This window comes from Actinokineospora bangkokensis, from assembly GCF_001940455.1.
In the GTDB taxonomy this organism is placed as follows: domain Bacteria; phylum Actinomycetota; class Actinomycetes; order Mycobacteriales; family Pseudonocardiaceae; genus Actinokineospora; species Actinokineospora bangkokensis.
On sequence record NZ_MKQR01000008.1, the window covers coordinates 143,949 to 160,919 of the forward strand.

The window sequence follows — 16,971 nt, forward strand, 5'->3', positions numbered from 1 at the left end:
GGCTACCAGCCCAGGGCCAGCGCCACCTCGTCACCGATGCGCAGCGGGTCGAACGGCTTGGGCAGCACCGCCGCGGCGCCCAGCGCGCGCAGCCGCACCGCCAGGCCCGGTTCGACGGCGCCGGTGACGAACACGACCGGCAGCTCCCGGGTCAGCGGGTCGGCGCGCAGCCTGGCCAGCACCGCGGGCCCGTCGAGCACCGGCATCTCCACGTCCAGCAGCACCGCGTGCGGGGCGAAGGCCGCGCACGCCGCCAGCGCCGCGCTCCCGGACGTCTCGGTGCGCACGGTCCAGCCGCGGCAGGCGCTCAGGCTCAGCGACAGCACCTCCACCACGTCCTCGTCGTCGTCGACCACCAGCACCCTCGTCACGCGGGCCTCCCCGGGCTCACGCGGTAGCCGACGCCGCGCACGGTGGCGATGACGCCGGTGGCGCCCGCCGCGGTCAGCTTGCGCCGCAGGTTCGACATGTGCACGTCGACGGCGTGGTCGTCGGCCAGCCACGACCCGCCCCAGACCCGCTCGCGCAGCTGGTCGCGGGTGCGCACCTGGCGGGTGTTCTCGGTCAGCGCCACCAGCAGGTCGTACTCGATCCTGGTCAGCGCGACCGGGCGGCCGGAGACGGTGACCTCGCGGGCGTCGAGGTCCAGGCGCACCGGCCCGACGTCGCGGGTGGTGGCGGGCAGCGGCTCGGCGGGGGCGGTGCCCGCGAGCGCGCGCGGCCTGCGCAGCATCGCCTGCACCCGCGCCACCAGCTCGCGCGGGGAGAACGGCTTGGTCAGGTAGTCGTCGGCGCCCACCGACAGGCCCACCAGCTTGTCCACCTCGTCCGCGCGGGCGGTGAGCATGAGCACGTACGCGGCGGAGAACTGGCGCAGCCTGCGGCAGACCTCGAACCCGTCCGGGCCGGGGATGTTGAGGTCGAGCACCACCACGTCGGGTGACCAGTCGAGCGCGGCGGCGAGCGCGCGGTGGCCGTCGTCGACCGCCAGCACGTCGAGCCGCGCCCCGGTCAGCGCCAGCTCGATCACCTCGCTGATGTCGGGGGTGTCCTCGACGACCAGCACCTTCGCCGTCCCGCTCACCCTGCACATTGTGCCGGTGCGCGCCGGGTCCGCCACCGAGAGCGCGGTGGTCTCGACCTGGGTCCCGAGGTTCACGCCGCCCTCCGCAGGATCGCGCGCCGCAGCGCCTCGAACAGGGCCAGCCCGACCAGGACGATGAGCGCGACGCGCACCCACGGCCGCTGCCCGGCGAGCGCCACCCCGCCCACCCGCGGCACGTGCCCGAAGGCGACCGGCACGGTGTCGGAGGTGATGCGCAGCGGCTGCGGGTCGGCGGCGGTGTTGTTGTCGCCCTTGGTGGTCACCACGGGGTCGCCGTCGCTCCAGCGCACCGCGACCACCCGGTGGGAGTAGCGCTCGCCCGGCGCGTCCGGCCTGGGCAGCACGACGACGTCGCCCACCTCCAGGTCGGCGGTGGGCTCGGCGCGGGTGAGCAGCAGGTCGCCGGGGTGCAGGCCCGGTTCCATGCTGGGGGACAGGACGGTGGCGAAGCCGACCTTGAACACCACCACGCCGACCCCGGTCGCGATCGCCGCGGCGGTGACCACGGCGAGCGCGACGCCGGAGAGCACGCGCCGCAGGCCGCGCCGGGACCGCACCACGGGTTCGGCCGCTTCGGTGTCGTCAGCGGCCGCGGGATCGGCGGTGTCGGCGGGCGTGGGGACGACGGGTGTGGGGGCGACGGGCGCGAGGTCGGCGGTGTCGATGGGCGCGGTGTCGATGGGCGCGGTGTCGGCGGGCGCCGGGGCGGCCGGGACCGGTCGGGTCGGGGTGTCGGCGAGCAGGTCACCCGCGAACCGGCCGGACCGGCACCACTCGATCGTGTCGGCGCTCGCCCGGTGGGCGGTCGCGGTCTCGGCCCGGTGGGCGGTCAGCAGGTCCCCGACGGTGCGCCGGGTGGCCGGGCTGGACGCGGTGAGACGGTGCGTGGTCATGGCTGCGACCTCACGAGGTGGTGGTGGTCGCCGCGCGGGCGTCCGCGCGGGAGGTGCTGACGGTCAGCGACGCCGACGACACGCCCAGGGTGGACAGCCCGGTGGGGGTGAAGCGGACGCTCAGCGCGGCGCCGCCCGCCCCCGGCCCGGTGGACCGGGTGGACGTCACGGCGGTGGTGGTCAGCGCGGTCACGGTGCCCGCGCAGGTGTTCGCGGTCTGGTTCCAGGTGGCCCCGACGCAGGCCTCCACCCTGATGGTCGCGGTCAGGGCGCCCACCCCCGCCTTGGTCAGCGCGTAGGTGGCGGTGGGGAGCGCGAACGTGCCGGTGTTGACGACCTGGCCGAACCTCGGCGTGCTGTCGAGCAGGCTCCAGTTGACCGTGTAGTCGCTGCCCGGCGCGGGGGACGAGACGCCCACCGCGGTCGGGACGGCCGCCCAGGTGCCGGTCGTGGCGCTCACGGCCGCCCCGGACGCCCTGCCCTTCGCCGTCGCCCACGCCGGGGTGGCGAGCGCGACGGGGAGCACGACCAGTGCGACGAGCGCGGTGGCGGTGCGCGGCATCGGGGTCCTCCGACCTGGGGGCCGACGGGCGGGCGGGGTGGTGCGCGGCGGGGCCCGGGGGCTGCGGACCCCGCCGCGGGTCTGGCCGCGGGGGCGGCGCTGCCGTCAGGAGTTGGTGGTGGTGGCGGTGCGCTGGGTCTCGGTGAAGGTGTAGGTCAGGTTCGCCGTCAGGCCCTGGATGGTGCTCGCGGGCAGGGTGCCGTTGACCGTGGTCTCGTTCTGGTCCGGCAGGGTGAGCTGGACGCGCAGGTACTCGTTGGCGCCCGCGGTGACGGAGCCGCTGACGAGGGTGGCTGCGGTGCTCAGGGCGGACAGCGGGGTGGCGGCGAGCAGGTTCGTCACGGTGCCCGAGCAGGTGCCGGTGGTCGGCGCCCACGCGGTCGGGCACGAGTCGACCGCGACCCGCAGCGCCTTGGTGGTCGAGGACCCGGTGCCGTCGGTGATCAGCGCGGCCGAGCCGGTGGCGGCGACCTGCATGGTCAGCGCCTGCCCGTCCAGCGTGCCGCCGTTGGTCAGGGTGACGAACCGGTTCACCACGTCGCCGGGGGCCAGGTTGGACACCGACTGCCCGAACCCGGCGCCGTTGTTGGCCAGGGTCAGCTTCAGCGTGCCGGAGGTGACCTGCTCGGGGGTGGTGTTGACCGCCTGCGCCGACAGCGTGGCCCACACGCCCGCGCCGACGGCGACCAGCACCGCCGCGCCGGAGGCGGCGACGGCCAGCGGGCGCCAGGCGGACTTGCGGCGCTGCTCGGGGCGGACAACCGTCATCGTGTGCTCCTTGATCCCTGGCCCCGCCTTCCGGGGCCGATGGGACAAGGGTGGGCCGCGAACCTCAGCCGCCCGTCCGCCGTTCCTCAAGCGTTCCTCAAGGATCCGCCGCGGTGGCTCAAGACCGGGGACGGCCGCCCCTACTCCGAGGCCAGCAGCGCCTTCGCCGTGCGGCGGCCGGAGACGAGCGCGCCCTGGAGGGAGGGGGTGTCGCGGTGGTCCCCGCACACCCAGAGGTTCTCGCCCAGGTCGACCGCCTGGCGCAGGGGGCTGCCGGAGACGGGGAGCGCGTCGGGGATGCGGTAGGTGCGCACGTGCTCCCACTGGGACGTGTCGCAGTGGTAGAGCTTCGCGAGGTGGGCGCGCACGGCCGCCTCGTCGGTGCCGTCCCCGCCGTCCGTGCCCAGGGAGGTGGAGGACACCAGGACGCGGCCCGGGGCGTACTCGGGGGCGGCGTTGGTGAGCACGATGCTGTTGACCAGGGGACCCCGGTCCTCGGCGTCGAGGACGATCGCCGGTTCCTCCACCGGGGCCTTGTCCGCCAGGTGGTAGTGCGTGGTGCAGCCGCGGGTGCGCACCTCGGTGATGCGGCCGCCGAGCAGGGCGTGCGCGGCCGGGCCGCCGGTGGCGACGACGACGTGGCGGGCGCTGATCGACCCGAAGTCGCCGGTCACGCGGCCGGGGGTGACCTCGCGGATGGGGAAGCTGTACTTGACCGCGCCGTCGGGCAGCCGCGACGCCAGCTGGTCGGGGATGGCGCGCATGCCCGCCGCCGGGACGCCGATGGTGCCGCGGGCGAAGCTGCGCAGCACGAACTCCGCGAAGCGGGTGGGCACCACCAGGTCGCGGTCGAGGAACACGCCCGCGAGGAACGGGCGCAGGAACCGCTCCAGCACCGGGCCGTGGATGCCGTACTCGGCGAGCCGCTGGCGGAAGGGGCGGTCGTCGCGGGCGCGCAGCGCGCCCGCCGGGGCGGCGGCCACCGCTGCGGCGTAGGCGCCGAGCATCGCCTTGCGCGGCAGGGAGCCGATCGGGGCGCGCAGGGTCGCGGGCAGCCGGGCGGGCTCGCGGCGCGGGTCGGCCACCAGGTGCAGGCCGTCGCCGTCGCTGACGAGCGCGCCCGGCAGGAACGGGCGCAGCGCCAGCGCCTCGATGTCGAGCAGGTCGCGGGCGGCCGGGTAGCCCGCGTTGAACACCTGGAACCCGCGGTCGAGCAGCAGCCCGCCCACCCGGTCGGTGCGCACCCGCCCGCCCGGCGCCTCGTCGCCCTCCAGCACCACGACCTCGCGCCCGGCGCGGTGCAGCACCACCGCCGCGGCCAGCCCCGCCAGCCCCGCCCCGACGACCACCACGTCCGTCTCGATGCTCACGGCGCCCACGTTAGGAGGTCGGCGCCCACCCCGCCGGACCACGGCGCCGCGAGCCCGCTCACCCGCCGGGCCCGCGGCGCCGCGAGCCCGGTCAGCCCGGGGCGCCGCAGGGCAGCGGGTCCTGGGCGGCCAGCAGCTCGCGGGCGCGGTCGCGGGCCAGGTTCCAGCCCGAGGCGCCGTCGTCGTCGTAGCCCTGGGCCAGCACCCGCCGGTGGTCGTCGAGCAGGCAGCGGCCCGCGTCCGGGGGCAGCTCCACCAGCGCGGGCACGGCGTCCGGGGACAGCCCGCCCAGGTAGTCCGAGTCCAGCTCGCCGGTCTCGGCGTAGCGGGCGACGTTGCGCTCCGCCACCAGCCGCTCCGGGTCGGCCAGCCCCACCGCGAGGACCCCCAGCAGGCCTGCGGCGACCACCGCGCGGGGCAGCCAGGCGGCGCTGAGCCGCGCACCGGCGACCAGCACGAGCACGTACACCACGCCCAGCCAGACCTCCACGGCCGAGACCTGCAACCGCAGCACGGTGAACCCGTAGGTCTGCTGGTAGGTCCACATGCGGCTGAGCGCGGAGGCGACGATCACCAGGGTCAGCACGACGAGCGCGCCGAGCAGCGCGCGCAGCCAGGTGCGCTCGCCCCGGGTCCCGCGCGGGGCCACCCGCGCCGCCAGCCCGATGACGACGAGGGTGAGCGCGGTGACGAACAGCAGCTGCCAGAACCCGCCCCTGGCGTAGGCGGAGTAGGTCAGCCCCGCCGTGCCCGCCACGTGCGCCTCGCCGCCGAACAGCTGCCGCAGCTGCACCGCGACGAACCCGGCGAACAGCAGCACCAGCACCCCCACCGGCCCGGCCCACTCCACCACCCGCCCCGACCGCTCCCGCGCCCGCTGCCCCGCCGCGGTCGACCGCACCGGCGAGTCCACCAGGAACACCAACCCGGCGAGCAGCGCGGCGGTCAGGGCGAACGCCCACAGCGCCCGCGCGACCCACGCCACGTCCAGCGGCGGCAGCAGGGCGAACACCACGTCGGCGAACGCGTCGTCCGCGCTGACCAGCAGCGACCCGAACACCACCAGCACCAGCGCGGTCAGCAGCACCGTCCGGCCCACCCGCACCCCGGCCCGCCCCCGGCGACCCGCGAGCACCCCGCGCCACACCCAGGGCACCCCGCGCAGCACCGCGATCACCGGGTACCACAGCGCCAGCGCCAGCTCGCGGGCCCGCGAGCCGCCGCCCACCGCGATCGCCGCGGCGACCAGGCTCCCGAGCACCGCCAGCTCGGTGAGCCAGAATGCCGACCGCAGCGTCGGCAGCACCATCAGCGCCCCGCTGAGCAGCAGCCACCGCCAGTCGGGCGCGCTGGTGCCCCCGGCCCAGAACAGCGCCGCGATGACCGCGATCGCGGCCAGCGTCCACCCGACACCCGCGCGGTCGAACCGCACGAACACCGCCGCGACGAGGGCGGCCAGGGCGATGGCGACCACGACCCCGCGCGGGGCGTGCGCGCTGCGCGGCCGCCACGCGGCGTCCAACCAGGCGTCGACGCCGCCGGGGTCGAGCACCCCGGGTCTGGTGGTCTGCTCGGTCATGGGTCCTCCGGTTCCACGGGCAGGGTCAGGGGCGCCGCCGGCGGTGCCGGGGCGCTGGGAGCAAGGGGGATCGAGCTGCGGGGCTGTTGGACTACGGGCTTGTTGGACTACGGGATCGGCGGGCTGCCGGAGTGGCTAGGCCGGGGTGGTGGCGGCCGGTCGGTCGGGCAAGGTGACGCGGATGCGGCACCCCGAGCCGCCGTCGACGACGGCGATCGTGCCGCCGTGCAGCTCCACCACCCACCGCGCGATCGACAGGCCCAGGCCGGTGCCGCCGCCGGTGGCGCGCTCGCCGCGGGTGAACCGCTGGAACACCGCCTCCCGCTCGGCCGGGGCGATGCCCGGGCCCTCGTCGCCCACCTCCAGCACCACGCCGCCGTCGCCGCCCACGGCGGTGATCCGCACGACGCCGTCGGCCGGGCCGTGGCGCACCGCGTTGTCGACGAGGTTCACCAGCACCTGGTGCAGGCGCTCGCGGTCGGCGCGCACCGCCGCGCCGCCGGGGCGCACCGAGGTCCGGAACACCACCGACCGCCCGGCCGCCGCGGCGTTGACCTCGGCCTCGGCCACCACCTCGGCCAGCAGCGGGGCCACCGGCACGACCCCGGTGTCGAGCGCGAGCGCCCCCGCGTCGACCCGGGACAGGTCCAGCAGCTCGGTGACCAGCCTGCCCAGCCGCTCGGTCTGCGCCAGGGCGGTGCGCATGGTCGCCGGGTTCGGCGGGCTCACCCCGTCCACGACGTTCTCCAGCACCGCCCGCAGCGCCGCGATCGGGGTGCGCAGCTCGTGGGAGACGTTGGCGATCAGCTCGCGCCTGCTGCGGTCGGCCGCGGCCAGGTCGGTGCTCATCCGGTTGAACGCCCGGCCCAGCTCGCCCACCTCGTCGCGGGCGGTGACCCGCACCCGCCGGGAGTAGTCGCCGCGGGCCATCGCCTGCGCCGCGGCGGTCATCTCGCGCAGCGGGCGCGTCATCCCGTGCGCGAGCACCTGCGAGGTGATCAGCGCCCCGAGCATCGCCGCGAGCACCGTCCGCGGCGGCAGCCAGCCGATGTTCCACCAGAAGAACGCGAACGCCACCCCGCCCGAGCCCAGCAGCAGCACGCCGAGCTTGACCTTGATGGAGCGCACCGGGTCCAGCGGTCGGGGCAGCCGGTCGGACAGGGCCTGCCAGGTGCTCACGCGGGCACCTCCAGCGCGTAGCCGACGCCGTGCACGGTGCGGATGAGGTCGGCGCCGAGCTTGCGGCGCAGCGCCTTGACGTGGCTGTCCACCGTGCGGGTGCCCGCGGCCTCGCCCCACCCCCAGATCTCGGCCAGCAGCCGCTCGCGCGGCTGCACGGCCCGGGGGCGGGCCGCCAGGTAGGCCAGCAGCTCGAACTCGATCGGCGTCAGGTGCACCTGCTCGCCCGCCCGCCGCACCCGCCGCTGCACCGGGTCCACCTCCAGGTCGCCCACGGCCAGCACCGCGCCATCGACCACGGTCGCCCGCTCGAACCGGCGCAGCAGGGCGTGCACCCTGGCGGTCAGCTCGCGGGGGGAGAACGGCTTGGTCATGTAGTCGTCCGCGCCCACCCCCAGCCCCACCAGCAGGTCGGTCTCGTCGTCGCGGGCGGTGAGCATGAGCACCGGCACCGGCCGCGCGGCCTGCACCCGCCTGCACACCTCCAGCCCGTCGAAGCCGGGCAGCATGACGTCGAGCACCACCAGGTCGGGGCGGTGCGCCTCGGCCGAGGCCACCCCGGCGGGGCCGTCGTGGGCCAGGTCCACGTCGAAGCCCTCGGCCCGCAGCCGCGCCGCGATCGATCCGGCGATGGTGACGTCGTCCTCGACCACCAGCACCCTGCGCCTGTTCCCCATGGCCGCGACTGTATTCCCGGGTCGTGGGCACGGGGGGTGGGGCGTGTGAACGTCCTGTGGAGGTGGATCGGGCCGCGGGGTGTGCGCCGTGGGGGTAAGTGGGGTGAGGCCACCGGCGGTCAGCGCCTACGCTGGAGGGGCGATGAGTGCCCCTGAGACCTCCCCCTCCACCGCCGACCTGCGGACCCGGCTGCCCGAGCTGATGGCGCGCGACCAGCGGCGGCTCGGCCGCAGGCTGGACGGCCTGCGCAAGACCAAGGACCCGGGCCGCCGGGCCGCGGCGCTGGCGCGCATCGCCGAGGAGGTGGCCACCGCCGAGCAGCGGGTCGCCAACCGGCGCGCCTCGCTGCCGCCGCTGAAGTACCCGGCGGAGCTGCCGGTGACCCAGCGGCGGGAGGACATCCTCGCCGCCATCCGGGACAACCAGGTCGTCGTCATCGCGGGCGAGACCGGCTCGGGCAAGACCACCCAGATCCCGAAGATGTGCCTGGAGCTGGGCCGGGGCGTCAAGGGGCACATCGGGCACACCCAGCCGCGCCGGATCGCCGCGCGCACGGTGGCCGAGCGGGTGGCCGAGGAGATCGGCACGCCGCTGGGGGAGACGGTGGGCTGGAAGGTCCGGTTCACCGACCAGGTGGGCGAGCGGACCCTGGTCAAGCTGATGACCGACGGCATCCTGCTCGCCGAGATCCAGCACGACCGGCTGCTCAGCCAGTACGACACGATCATCATCGACGAGGCGCACGAGCGCAGCCTCAACATCGACTTCCTGCTCGGCTACCTGTCCCGGCTGCTGCCGCGCCGCCCGGACCTCAAGGTCGTCATCACCTCCGCGACCATCGACCCCGAGCGGTTCTCCCGGCACTTCGGCGGCGCCCCGGTCATCGAGGTGTCCGGGCGCACCTACCCCGTGGAGGTGCGCTACCGGCCGCTGGTCGACCCCGAGGACCCCGACGCCGACCCGGACCGCGACCAGACCCAGGGCATCCTCGACGCGGTGCGCGAGCTGAGCGCGGAGGGGCCCGGCGACATCCTGGTGTTCCTCTCCGGCGAGCGGGAGATCCGCGACACCGCCGACGCCCTCGCCGCCGCCGACCTGCGGGGCACCGAGGTCCTGCCGCTCTACGCCCGGCTGTCCTCCGCCGAGCAGCACCGGGTGTTCCAGCCGCACACCGGGCGCCGCGTCGTGCTGGCCACCAACGTCGCCGAGACCTCGCTGACCGTGCCGGGCATCAAGTACGTCGTCGACCCGGGCCTGGCGCGGATCTCCCGCTACAGCAACCGGCTCAAGGTCCAGCGGCTGCCGATCGAACCGGTGTCGCAGGCCAGCGCGAACCAGCGCAAGGGCCGCTGCGGGCGCACCTCCGACGGCATCTGCGTGCGCCTCTACAGCGAGGAGGACTTCCTCGCCCGCCCGGAGTTCACCGACCCGGAGATCCTGCGCACCAACCTGGCCTCGGTGATCCTGCAGATGGCGGCGGCCGACCTGGGCGAGATGGCGGACTTCCCGTTCATCGAGCCGCCGGACAGGCGGCACATCGCCGACGGCACCCAGCTGCTGCACGAGCTCGGCGCCCTCGACCCGCGCGAGCCGGACCCGGCCAAGCGGCTCACCCCGCTGGGCCGCAAGCTCGCGCAGCTGCCGGTGGACCCGCGCCTGGGCCGCATGGTCATCGAGTCCGACACCAACGGCTGCCTCACCGAGGTGATGGTGATCGCCGCCGCGCTGTCCATCCAGGACCCGCGCGAGCGCCCGCAGGACAAGCAGCAGGCCGCCGCGGAGAAGCACGCCCGCTTCGCCCACCCCGACTCGGACTTCCTGTCCTACCTCACCCTGTGGGACCACCTGCGCGAGCGGCAGAAGGAGCTGTCGGGCAACCGCTTCCGCAAGGAGGTCAAGGCCGAGTTCCTCAACTACCTGCGGATCCGCGAGTGGCAGGACATCCACTCCCAGCTGCGCCAGGTCGCCAAGCAGCTGGGCATCACCGGCAACGAGGTGGCCGCCGACCCGGCCAACGTGCACAAGTCGCTGCTGGCCGGGCTGCTCTCGCACGTCGGGTTCCGCGACCCGGCGGGCAAGGAGTACGTCGGCGCCCGCAACGCCAAGTTCGCCGTGTTCCCGGGTTCGGCGCTGTTCAAGAAGCCGCCGCGCTGGGTGATGGCCGCCGAGCTGGTCGAGACCACCCGGCTGTGGGCGCGCACCGCCGCCCGCATCGAGCCCGAGTGGATCGAGCCGCTGGCGCAGCACCTGGTGAAGCGCACCTACAGCGAGCCGCACTGGGAGGCCAAGCAGGGGTCGGTGGTCGCGATGGAGCGGGTCACCCTCTACGGCCTGCCGATCGTGGTCTCGCGCAAGGTGCAGTACGGGCGCATCGACCCGGAGCTGTCCCGCGACCTGTTCCTGCGGCACGCGCTCGTCGAGGGCGACTGGCAGACCCGCCACCACTTCCTGCGCGACAACCGCGCGCTGCTGGCCGAGGTCGAGGAGCTGGAGCACCGGTACCGCAGGCGCGACATCGTCGTCGACGACGAGACCCTGTTCCGCTTCTACGACGAGCGCGTGCCCGCCGACGTCGTCTCCGCCCGGCACTTCGACTCGTGGTGGAAGAAGCAGCGGCACGAGACCCCCGACCTGCTCACCTTCCCGCGGTCGCTGCTGGTCAACGACTCCGTGGCGGTCGACGAGGGCGCCTTCCCCGACCAGCTCACCCAGCAGGGGCTCACGCTGCCGCTGTCCTACCGGTTCGAGCCGGGGCAGGCCGACGACGGCGTCACCGCCCGGGTGCCGATCGCGGTGCTCAACCAGCTCTCCGGCGACGGGTTCTCGGTGCAGGTGCCCGGCCAGCGCGAGGAGGTGGTGACCGCGCTGATCCGGTCGCTGCCCAAGCCGCTGCGCCGCAACTTCGTGCCGGTGCCCGACTTCGCCAAGGCCGTGGTGCGCAGGCTCGCCGACGTGGAGGACTCGCTGCCCGACGCGGTGGGCCGCGAGCTGCGCGCGCTCACCGGTGTGCTGGTGCCGCGCGACGCCTGGCAGCTCGACGCCGTCCCCGAGCACCTCAAGACCACGTTCCGGGTGGTGGACGGGGACAAGACCCTGGCCAAGGGCAAGGACCTCGGCGCGCTCAAGCAGCAGCTCAGGTCGCAGCTGCGCGAGTCGCTGGCGCAGGCCACCGTCGAGCTGGAGCGGCGCGGCCTGACCTCGTGGACGATCGGCGCGCTGCCCAAGGTGGCGCGCACCGAGCAGGACGGGCTCGTCGTCACCGCCTACCCGGCCCTGGTCGACGAGGGCTCGACGGTGGCCGTGCGGATGATGGACACCGCCGCCGAGCAGCGCGCGGCGATGTGGACCGGCACCCGCAAGCTGGTGCTGCTCGGGGTGTCCTCACCGGCCAAGCACGTCATCCGCTCGCTGTCCAACCGCGACAAGCTGGTGCTCTCGCACAACCCGCACGGCAGCGTCCAAGCCCTGCTCGACGACTGCGTCGACGCCGCCACCGACCACCTCATCGCCCACCTCGGCGGGGTCGCCTGGGACGAGCCCGGGTTCAAGCGCCTCCAGGACTACGTGCGCAAGCACCTCAACCCGACCGTGGTGGAGGTGCTCCAAGCCGCCCGCCGGGTGGTCCAGGCGTGGAACGACGTGTCGAACCGGGTCGCCGCCACCAAGGGCCCGATCTTCACCGAGGCCCTGGCCGACATCCGCGAGCAGCTGACGGCCCTGGTGCACCCGGGGTTCATCACCGAGACCGGCGCCGCTCGCCTGCCGCACCTGGAGCGCTACCTGCGCGGCATCGAGCGCAGGCTCGACAAGCTGCCCGAGCGCCCCGACCGCGACCGCGCCTGGATGCACACCATCCAGGACCTGGAGGACGCCTACCACGAGGCCGTGCACCAGCGCCCGCCCGCGACCCGCGGCACCCAGGAGGTGCGGGACGTGCGGTGGATGATCGAGGAGCTGCGCGTCAGCTACTTCGCCCAGACCCTCGGCGGCACCGGCCCCATCTCCGACAAGCGGGTCGCCAAGGCGATCGAGGCCCTGATCCCGTGACCGGCGCCGGGACCACGTCCCGGTGAGGCGTGCCCCACGCGGGGGCGGGTGGCGGGTCGTGGTCAGGCCCTAGCGGTCGACCCGCAGCCGGACGACGGTGCCGGTGTCGGGGGAGGAGCGCACCGACACCAGGTCGCACACCTGGTTGGCCAGCCACAGGCCCCGCCCGCCCTGGGTGGAGGGGATCGGGGCGGTGCGGCCCACCAGCGGGTTGCGGATGTGGCCGCTGTCGGTGACCTCGCAGGTGAAGGTGCGCTCGTCGTGCCAGAGGCGCAGCGTCCCCCGGTCGCCGCCGTGGACGATGCTGTTGGTGACGACCTCGTTGCTGGCCAGGGTGAGGTCCAGCGCCCGCTCCCGGGGCAGGCCGAAGGCGCTGGCCCGCACCGTCACCAGGTCGCGCAGCTCGGGCAGGTCGTCGAGGGTGAAGTGCACGGCGTCCTCGGACATCCGCACGGCCGCCTCGGGCAGCGGTTCGGCGAAGGCCTCCCGGCCGGTGCCGGGGGAGTAGTCGGGGCTCGGGCGGGTGCCCGCCTCGTCGACCAGCTCGCGGTGGCTGCGGCCCGCGCGGTCGGCCCAGTCGGCGGGCACCGGGCAGCGCAGCCGCAGGTCGTCGTCGGCGAAGGCCTGGTCGAGCAGCGCGTCGTGCAGCCACGCCTCCTCGGCCACGTCGCCGTCGCGCGAGGGGCAGACCGGGTCGCCGAAGCAGTGCACCGGGCCGGGGGCGGCGTCGACCAGCTCGCGCAGCGCGGGCAGCAGCCGCGCCGGGTTGCGGCCCAGCACCCGGGTGTCGAGCACCGCCACCGCCGGGGGCAGCGCGTCCGCGAGCAGGTCCTGGCCGTGCGCGCCGAGCAGCGCCACGGTGGTCGCGCCCGCGTCCACCCCCGCGCGCAGGAACCCCAGCGCCAGCGCGCGGTAGGACTCGTCGTCGCGGTGGATGGCGGCCTCGTGCGCGAACCCGGCCCCGCTCATGGCTGTCCCTCCGCTCGCTGGGTCGTCCCCCCGACCAGGACGCCCGAAGATCGGTCCGCGTTGCGCGGTGACGGGAGCCTACCCGCGCGGGGCCGCCCGGCGGGGCGAGTGGCCGCGGCCCGCGTCGTCCGGGAGGGTGAACCCATGGTGATCTCCACCCCCTCGGGCAGGCGGCGCGTCGACGTCGACGACTGGGTGATGCTCTTGCTCGGCGCGGTCTCCACCGGTCTGCTCGTGTACCGGGCCTTCTGGCACCCCCACGACGCCACCGGGGCGCTGCTCGTCCGCCTCGACTGGGTCTTCTGCGCGGTCTTCGCCGCGGAGTTCCTGTGGCGGTGGCGCCGCGCCGGGTTCACCGGCCGGTTCGTGCTGCTCAACTGGTACGACGTGGTGGGCATGGTGCCGCTGGCGCACTGGTGGCTGCGGGTCTTCCGGCTCCTGCGGGTGGTGCGCGTGGTGGTGGTGCTGACCAAGCTGCGCAGGCCGGTGGAGCGCACGGTGGCCGAGGAGCTGGCGCTGCGCGCGATGGCCCGCTTCGGCGGGGTGCTCATCGACGTGGTGAAGAAGCCGCTCACCGTCGCGGTGCTGGAGGAGGTCGTCAACGTGCTGCGCACCGGCCACTACGCCCGCAACATCGCCAGCGCGCTCGACGAGAACCGGGCCGAGATCCGCGACATGGTGCTGGAGAAGGTGAAGCAGGACCCGCAGGCGGGCCGGTTCAAGCGCATCCCGTTCCACGACGAGGTGGTCAGCACCGTCACCGACACCACCCTGCGCGTGGTGCTGGAGATGCTGGCCGACCCGCGCACCGACGAGCTGATCTCCGACCTGCTGCGGGAGAACATCGAGCAGATCCGCCGCGCGGTGCGCGAGGGCGCCCACCAGAACCTGCCCGACCCCGCCCCCGCCGACCGCTGACGGGCTACCCCGGCGGGCCGCGGGGTGGGAAGGTGGGCGCGTGAGCTTCCTCCTGGACCCCGCGGCCCACCACCTCAACCCGGGCGCCTTCGGCATCGTCCCGGTCGAGGTCCGCGCCGCCCAGGCCCGCTTCCGGCAGGCCTCCGACGCCAACCCGCTGCGCTTCCACCGGGTCGACGGGCCGGAGCTGGTGGCGGCGGGGCGCGAGGCGGCGTCGCGGTTCCTGGGCAGCGAGGTCGTGCTCGTGCGCAACGCCACCGAGGCCGCCGCCACCGTGCTGGCGTCGCTGCCGCTGGCCGAGGGGGACGAGCTGCTGCTGTCCACCCACGCCTACGGCTCGCTGGCCATCGCCGCGCAGGCCAGGGCCGACCGGGTGGGGGCGAAGCTGGCCACCGTGTCGTTCCCGGCCGACGCCACCGACGCCGAGGTCGTCGCCGCCTTCACCGCGGGCATCACCGACCGCACCCGGCTGCTGCTCATCGACGCCATCACCTCCCCGACCGCCCTGGTGCTCCCGGTCGCCGAGGTCGCCGCCGCCGCCCGCGAGCGGGGTGTGCCCGTGTTCGTCGACGCCGCGCACGTCCCGGGGCACCTGCGGCAGCGCCCGGACGCCCTCGGCGTGGACTTCTGGGTCGGCAACCTGCACAAGTGGGCCTACGTGCCGCGCTCGGCCGCCGCGTTCCACATCGCGCCGCGGTGGCGGGAGGTCGTGCTGCCGCTCGTGCCGTCCTGGGACCACCCCCGCGGCTACCCGCGCTGGTTCGACAACGCGGGCACCGCCGACTACACGGCGTGGATGGCGATCCCCGCCGCCATCGACCACTGGAACGCGCTGGGCGGCTGGGAGGCCGTCGACGCGGTCGCCGCCCGCTTGGACGAGGGCGTCCGCGTCGTCGCCGAGGCCGCGGGCCAACCCGGGCAGGTCAGCCCGCGGCACTGCCCGCTGATGCGGCTGGTGCGCCTGCCCGAGGGCCTGGTGGGCGACGTGGCCGACGCCGAGCGCTACACCGACGAGCTCAGCGCGCTGGGCGTCGAGGCGGTCATCGTGCACTGGGGCGGGCGGGCGCACGTCCGCGTCGCCGCCGCCGCGCCCACCACCGCGGCGGACTTCGCCGCGCTGGCCGACGCCCTCACCCGGGGGCGCTGACCCGCCGGGTCAGCCCGCGTCCCAGTCGTCGCGCTCCACCTCGACCTGCTCGATCCCGCCCACCGCCCGCACCGCGGGCACGTCGGCGGGCGCGACCAGCCCCGTCACGACCCCGACGTGGGTCAGCACGGTGTCCACCACCAGCCCGGCGGCGCGCAGGGCCGCCACCACCTCCGACAACCGGCCCAACCCCGGCTCGTCCACGGTGACGAGCACCCGCAGCGGAGCGGTCATCGGCTCCCCCTTCCCGCGGCGCCGACACCGCCCGGCGCGCACCACCCACCATCGTCACCCGCCTGCGCCCGTCGTGGTGCGCGTCACAGCCGACCCCACCCGAACGGCCCACGCGCTCCCGCCCACTGCGACGCGCGCGGCGGCGGTGGACCCGCCGGTTACTGTCGGGGGTATGCAGACCTGGCAATCCCACCCGGTGCCGGAGGTGGGCGGCACCCCGCGCCCGCTCCGCCTGTACGACACCGCCTCCGGGGGCGTGCGGCCCACGGCCCCGGGGCCGACGGCGACGATGTACGTCTGCGGGATCACCCCGTACGACGCCACGCACCTGGGGCACGCGGCGACCTACCTCGCCTTCGACCTGGTGCACCGGCAGTGGTTGGACAACGGCCACCAGGTGCACTACGTGCAGAACGTCACCGACATCGACGACCCGCTGCTGGAGCGCGCCGAGCGCGACTCCGACGACTGGGTGGTGCTGGGGATGCGGGAGACCGCGCTGTTCCGCGAGGACATGGTGGCGCTGCGGGTGCTGCCGCCGCGGGAGTTCGTCGGCGCCGTGGAGGCCATCCCGGAGATCGTCGACGCGGTCGGCAAGCTGCTCGCCGACGGGCACGCCTACCGGGTGGACGACGCCGAGCACCCGGACGTCTACTTCGACCACCGGGCCACCGGGCGCTTCGGCTACGAGTCCGGCTACGACGGCCCGACCATGGACCGCTTCTTCGCCGAGCGCGGCGGCGACCCCGACCGCCCCGGCAAGCGCCACCCGCTCGACGCCCTGCTCTGGCGCGCGGCCCGCGACGGCGAACCGAGCTGGGACACCGACCTGGGCCCCGGCCGCCCCGGTTGGCACGTCGAGTGCAGCGTCATCGCCCTCAACCGGCTCGGGATGACCTTCGACCTGCAGGGCGGCGGCTCGGACCTGATCTTCCCGCACCACGAGTACAGCGCCGCGCACGCCGAGGCGCTGACCGGCGAGCACCCGTTCGCCCGGCACTACGGGCACGCGGCGATGATCGGCCTGGACGGGGCCAAGATGTCGAAGTCCAAGGGCAACCTGGTCTTCGTCTCCCGGCTGCGCGCCGACGGCGTCGACCCGATGGCGATCCGGCTGGGCCTGCTGTCCGGGCACTACCGCCAGGACCGCTCGTGGACCCCCGACATCCTCGACGCCGCGCAGGCCCGGCTGGCCCGCTGGCGCGCCGCGGTCGGCGCGCCCACCGCCGCCCCCGCCGCGGACGTGGTGGCCCGCCTGCGCGACCACCTCTCCGACGACCTCGACACCCCCGGCGCCCTCGCCGCCCTCGACGCGTGGGCCGCGCAGCCGGGCAGCGACCCCGGCGCGGGCGCCGAGGTCGCCGCCGCGGTCGACGCCCTGCTGGGAGTCGCCCTCTAGGGCTGTGTCGGACCTACCCATCCCCGCGTCCCCACCTGGCACCTGACACCACGGTCGCCAGTCGCGCCCGTGGCAATCCGGCACGACGACGAATGAGCTGAACATCGGCCCTAGGGCGTGTCC

The 16,971-nt window shown here is 75.2% G+C and carries 15 protein-coding genes; 4 read left to right on the top strand and 11 right to left on the bottom strand.

Features of this window, described 5'->3' with window-relative positions:
• Positions 1-2: 2 nt before the first annotated feature.
• The 9 genes from BJP25_RS08475 to BJP25_RS08515 all read right to left on the bottom strand — a co-directional run bounded on the left by BJP25_RS08475 (position 3) and on the right by BJP25_RS08515 (position 8,133).
• Entirely contained in the window at positions 3-371 is a 369-nt protein-coding gene (locus tag BJP25_RS08475; RefSeq protein WP_075974267.1) for a response regulator, read from the bottom strand.
• Positions 368-1,159, bottom strand: coding sequence for a response regulator transcription factor (locus BJP25_RS08480; protein WP_233157972.1), 792 nt, complete (start codon positions 1,157-1,159; stop codon positions 368-370). The genes BJP25_RS08475 and BJP25_RS08480 overlap by 4 nt, the downstream gene beginning before the upstream one ends.
• Complete coding sequence (locus tag BJP25_RS08485) at positions 1,156-1,998, bottom strand: signal peptidase I (protein ID WP_075974268.1); 843 nt, start codon at positions 1,996-1,998, stop codon at positions 1,156-1,158. Before BJP25_RS08485 ends, BJP25_RS08480 begins: the two co-directional genes overlap by 4 nt.
• A gap of 10 nt (positions 1,999-2,008) precedes the next feature.
• Positions 2,009-2,560 carry a hypothetical protein gene (locus BJP25_RS08490; RefSeq protein ID WP_075974269.1) on the bottom strand — a complete coding sequence of 184 codons (552 nt, stop codon included), beginning with the start codon at positions 2,558-2,560 and terminating at the stop codon, positions 2,009-2,011.
• Positions 2,561-2,665: 105 nt separating this feature from the next.
• Positions 2,666-3,328, bottom strand: coding sequence for a TasA family protein (locus BJP25_RS08495; RefSeq protein WP_075974270.1), 663 nt, complete (start codon positions 3,326-3,328; stop codon positions 2,666-2,668).
• Between the two features lie 140 nt (positions 3,329-3,468).
• Positions 3,469-4,698, bottom strand: a complete 1,230-nt coding sequence (locus BJP25_RS08500) for an FAD-dependent oxidoreductase (protein WP_075974303.1) — start codon at positions 4,696-4,698, stop codon at positions 3,469-3,471.
• A gap of 91 nt (positions 4,699-4,789) precedes the next feature.
• Positions 4,790-6,277 carry a DUF4153 domain-containing protein gene (locus tag BJP25_RS08505; RefSeq protein WP_084793797.1) on the bottom strand — a complete coding sequence of 496 codons (1,488 nt, stop codon included), beginning with the start codon at positions 6,275-6,277 and terminating at the stop codon, positions 4,790-4,792.
• Positions 6,278-6,412: 135 nt separating this feature from the next.
• Positions 6,413-7,456, bottom strand: a complete 1,044-nt coding sequence (locus BJP25_RS08510) for a sensor histidine kinase (RefSeq protein WP_075974271.1) — start codon at positions 7,454-7,456, stop codon at positions 6,413-6,415.
• A complete protein-coding gene (locus tag BJP25_RS08515) occupies positions 7,453-8,133 on the bottom strand; it encodes a response regulator transcription factor (RefSeq protein ID WP_075974272.1) in 681 nt (226 codons plus the stop codon). Before BJP25_RS08515 ends, BJP25_RS08510 begins: the two co-directional genes overlap by 4 nt.
• A gap of 142 nt (positions 8,134-8,275) precedes the next feature.
• On the opposite strand from BJP25_RS08515, the gene hrpA reads away from it, so the two are divergent.
• The gene (hrpA, locus tag BJP25_RS08520; protein ID WP_075974273.1) at positions 8,276-12,181 is read left to right on the top strand and encodes an ATP-dependent RNA helicase HrpA; all 3,906 of its coding nucleotides are present in this window, start codon (positions 8,276-8,278) and stop codon (positions 12,179-12,181) included.
• A gap of 69 nt (positions 12,182-12,250) precedes the next feature.
• On the opposite strand, the gene BJP25_RS08525 is transcribed toward hrpA, so the two are convergent.
• Positions 12,251-13,150 (bottom strand): anti-sigma factor RsbA family regulatory protein, encoded by a 900-nt coding sequence (locus BJP25_RS08525; RefSeq protein WP_075974274.1) that lies wholly within the window; start codon positions 13,148-13,150, stop codon positions 12,251-12,253.
• Positions 13,151-13,294: 144 nt separating this feature from the next.
• Between BJP25_RS08525 and BJP25_RS08530 the strand changes: the two genes are divergently transcribed.
• Positions 13,295-14,068: an ion transporter gene (locus BJP25_RS08530; protein ID WP_075974305.1), complete on the top strand. Its 774-nt coding sequence runs from the start codon at positions 13,295-13,297 to the stop codon at positions 14,066-14,068.
• A 40-nt stretch (positions 14,069-14,108) separates the two neighbouring features.
• Positions 14,109-15,215 (top strand): aminotransferase class V-fold PLP-dependent enzyme, encoded by a 1,107-nt coding sequence (locus BJP25_RS08535; RefSeq protein WP_075974275.1) that lies wholly within the window; start codon positions 14,109-14,111, stop codon positions 15,213-15,215.
• Positions 15,216-15,224: 9 nt separating this feature from the next.
• Here the strand turns inward: BJP25_RS08535 and BJP25_RS08540 are convergent, their stop codons facing one another.
• Positions 15,225-15,449, bottom strand: coding sequence for a hypothetical protein (locus BJP25_RS08540; protein ID WP_075974276.1), 225 nt, complete (start codon positions 15,447-15,449; stop codon positions 15,225-15,227).
• A 172-nt stretch (positions 15,450-15,621) separates the two neighbouring features.
• On the opposite strand from BJP25_RS08540, the gene mshC reads away from it, so the two are divergent.
• Positions 15,622-16,848 (top strand): cysteine--1-D-myo-inosityl 2-amino-2-deoxy-alpha-D-glucopyranoside ligase, encoded by a 1,227-nt coding sequence (mshC, locus tag BJP25_RS08545; protein ID WP_075974277.1) that lies wholly within the window; start codon positions 15,622-15,624, stop codon positions 16,846-16,848.
• Positions 16,849-16,971: the final 123 nt, after the last annotated feature.

Coding starts and splice junctions, on each gene's coding strand:
- BJP25_RS08485 (WP_075974268.1), bottom strand. CDS start 1,998: ATGACCACGCACCGTCTCACCGCGTCCAGCCCGGCCACCCGGCGCACC.
- BJP25_RS08490 (WP_075974269.1), bottom strand. CDS start 2,560: ATGCCGCGCACCGCCACCGCGCTCGTCGCACTGGTCGTGCTCCCCGTC.
- BJP25_RS08495 (WP_075974270.1), bottom strand. CDS start 3,328: ATGACGGTTGTCCGCCCCGAGCAGCGCCGCAAGTCCGCCTGGCGCCCG.
- BJP25_RS08505 (WP_084793797.1), bottom strand. CDS start 6,277: ATGACCGAGCAGACCACCAGACCCGGGGTGCTCGACCCCGGCGGCGTC.
- BJP25_RS08515 (WP_075974272.1), bottom strand. CDS start 8,133: ATGGGGAACAGGCGCAGGGTGCTGGTGGTCGAGGACGACGTCACCATC.
- hrpA (WP_075974273.1), top strand. CDS start 8,276: ATGAGTGCCCCTGAGACCTCCCCCTCCACCGCCGACCTGCGGACCCGG.
- BJP25_RS08525 (WP_075974274.1), bottom strand. CDS start 13,150: ATGAGCGGGGCCGGGTTCGCGCACGAGGCCGCCATCCACCGCGACGAC.
- BJP25_RS08530 (WP_075974305.1), top strand. CDS start 13,295: ATGGTGATCTCCACCCCCTCGGGCAGGCGGCGCGTCGACGTCGACGAC.
- BJP25_RS08540 (WP_075974276.1), bottom strand. CDS start 15,449: ATGACCGCTCCGCTGCGGGTGCTCGTCACCGTGGACGAGCCGGGGTTG.
- mshC (WP_075974277.1), top strand. CDS start 15,622: ATGCAGACCTGGCAATCCCACCCGGTGCCGGAGGTGGGCGGCACCCCG.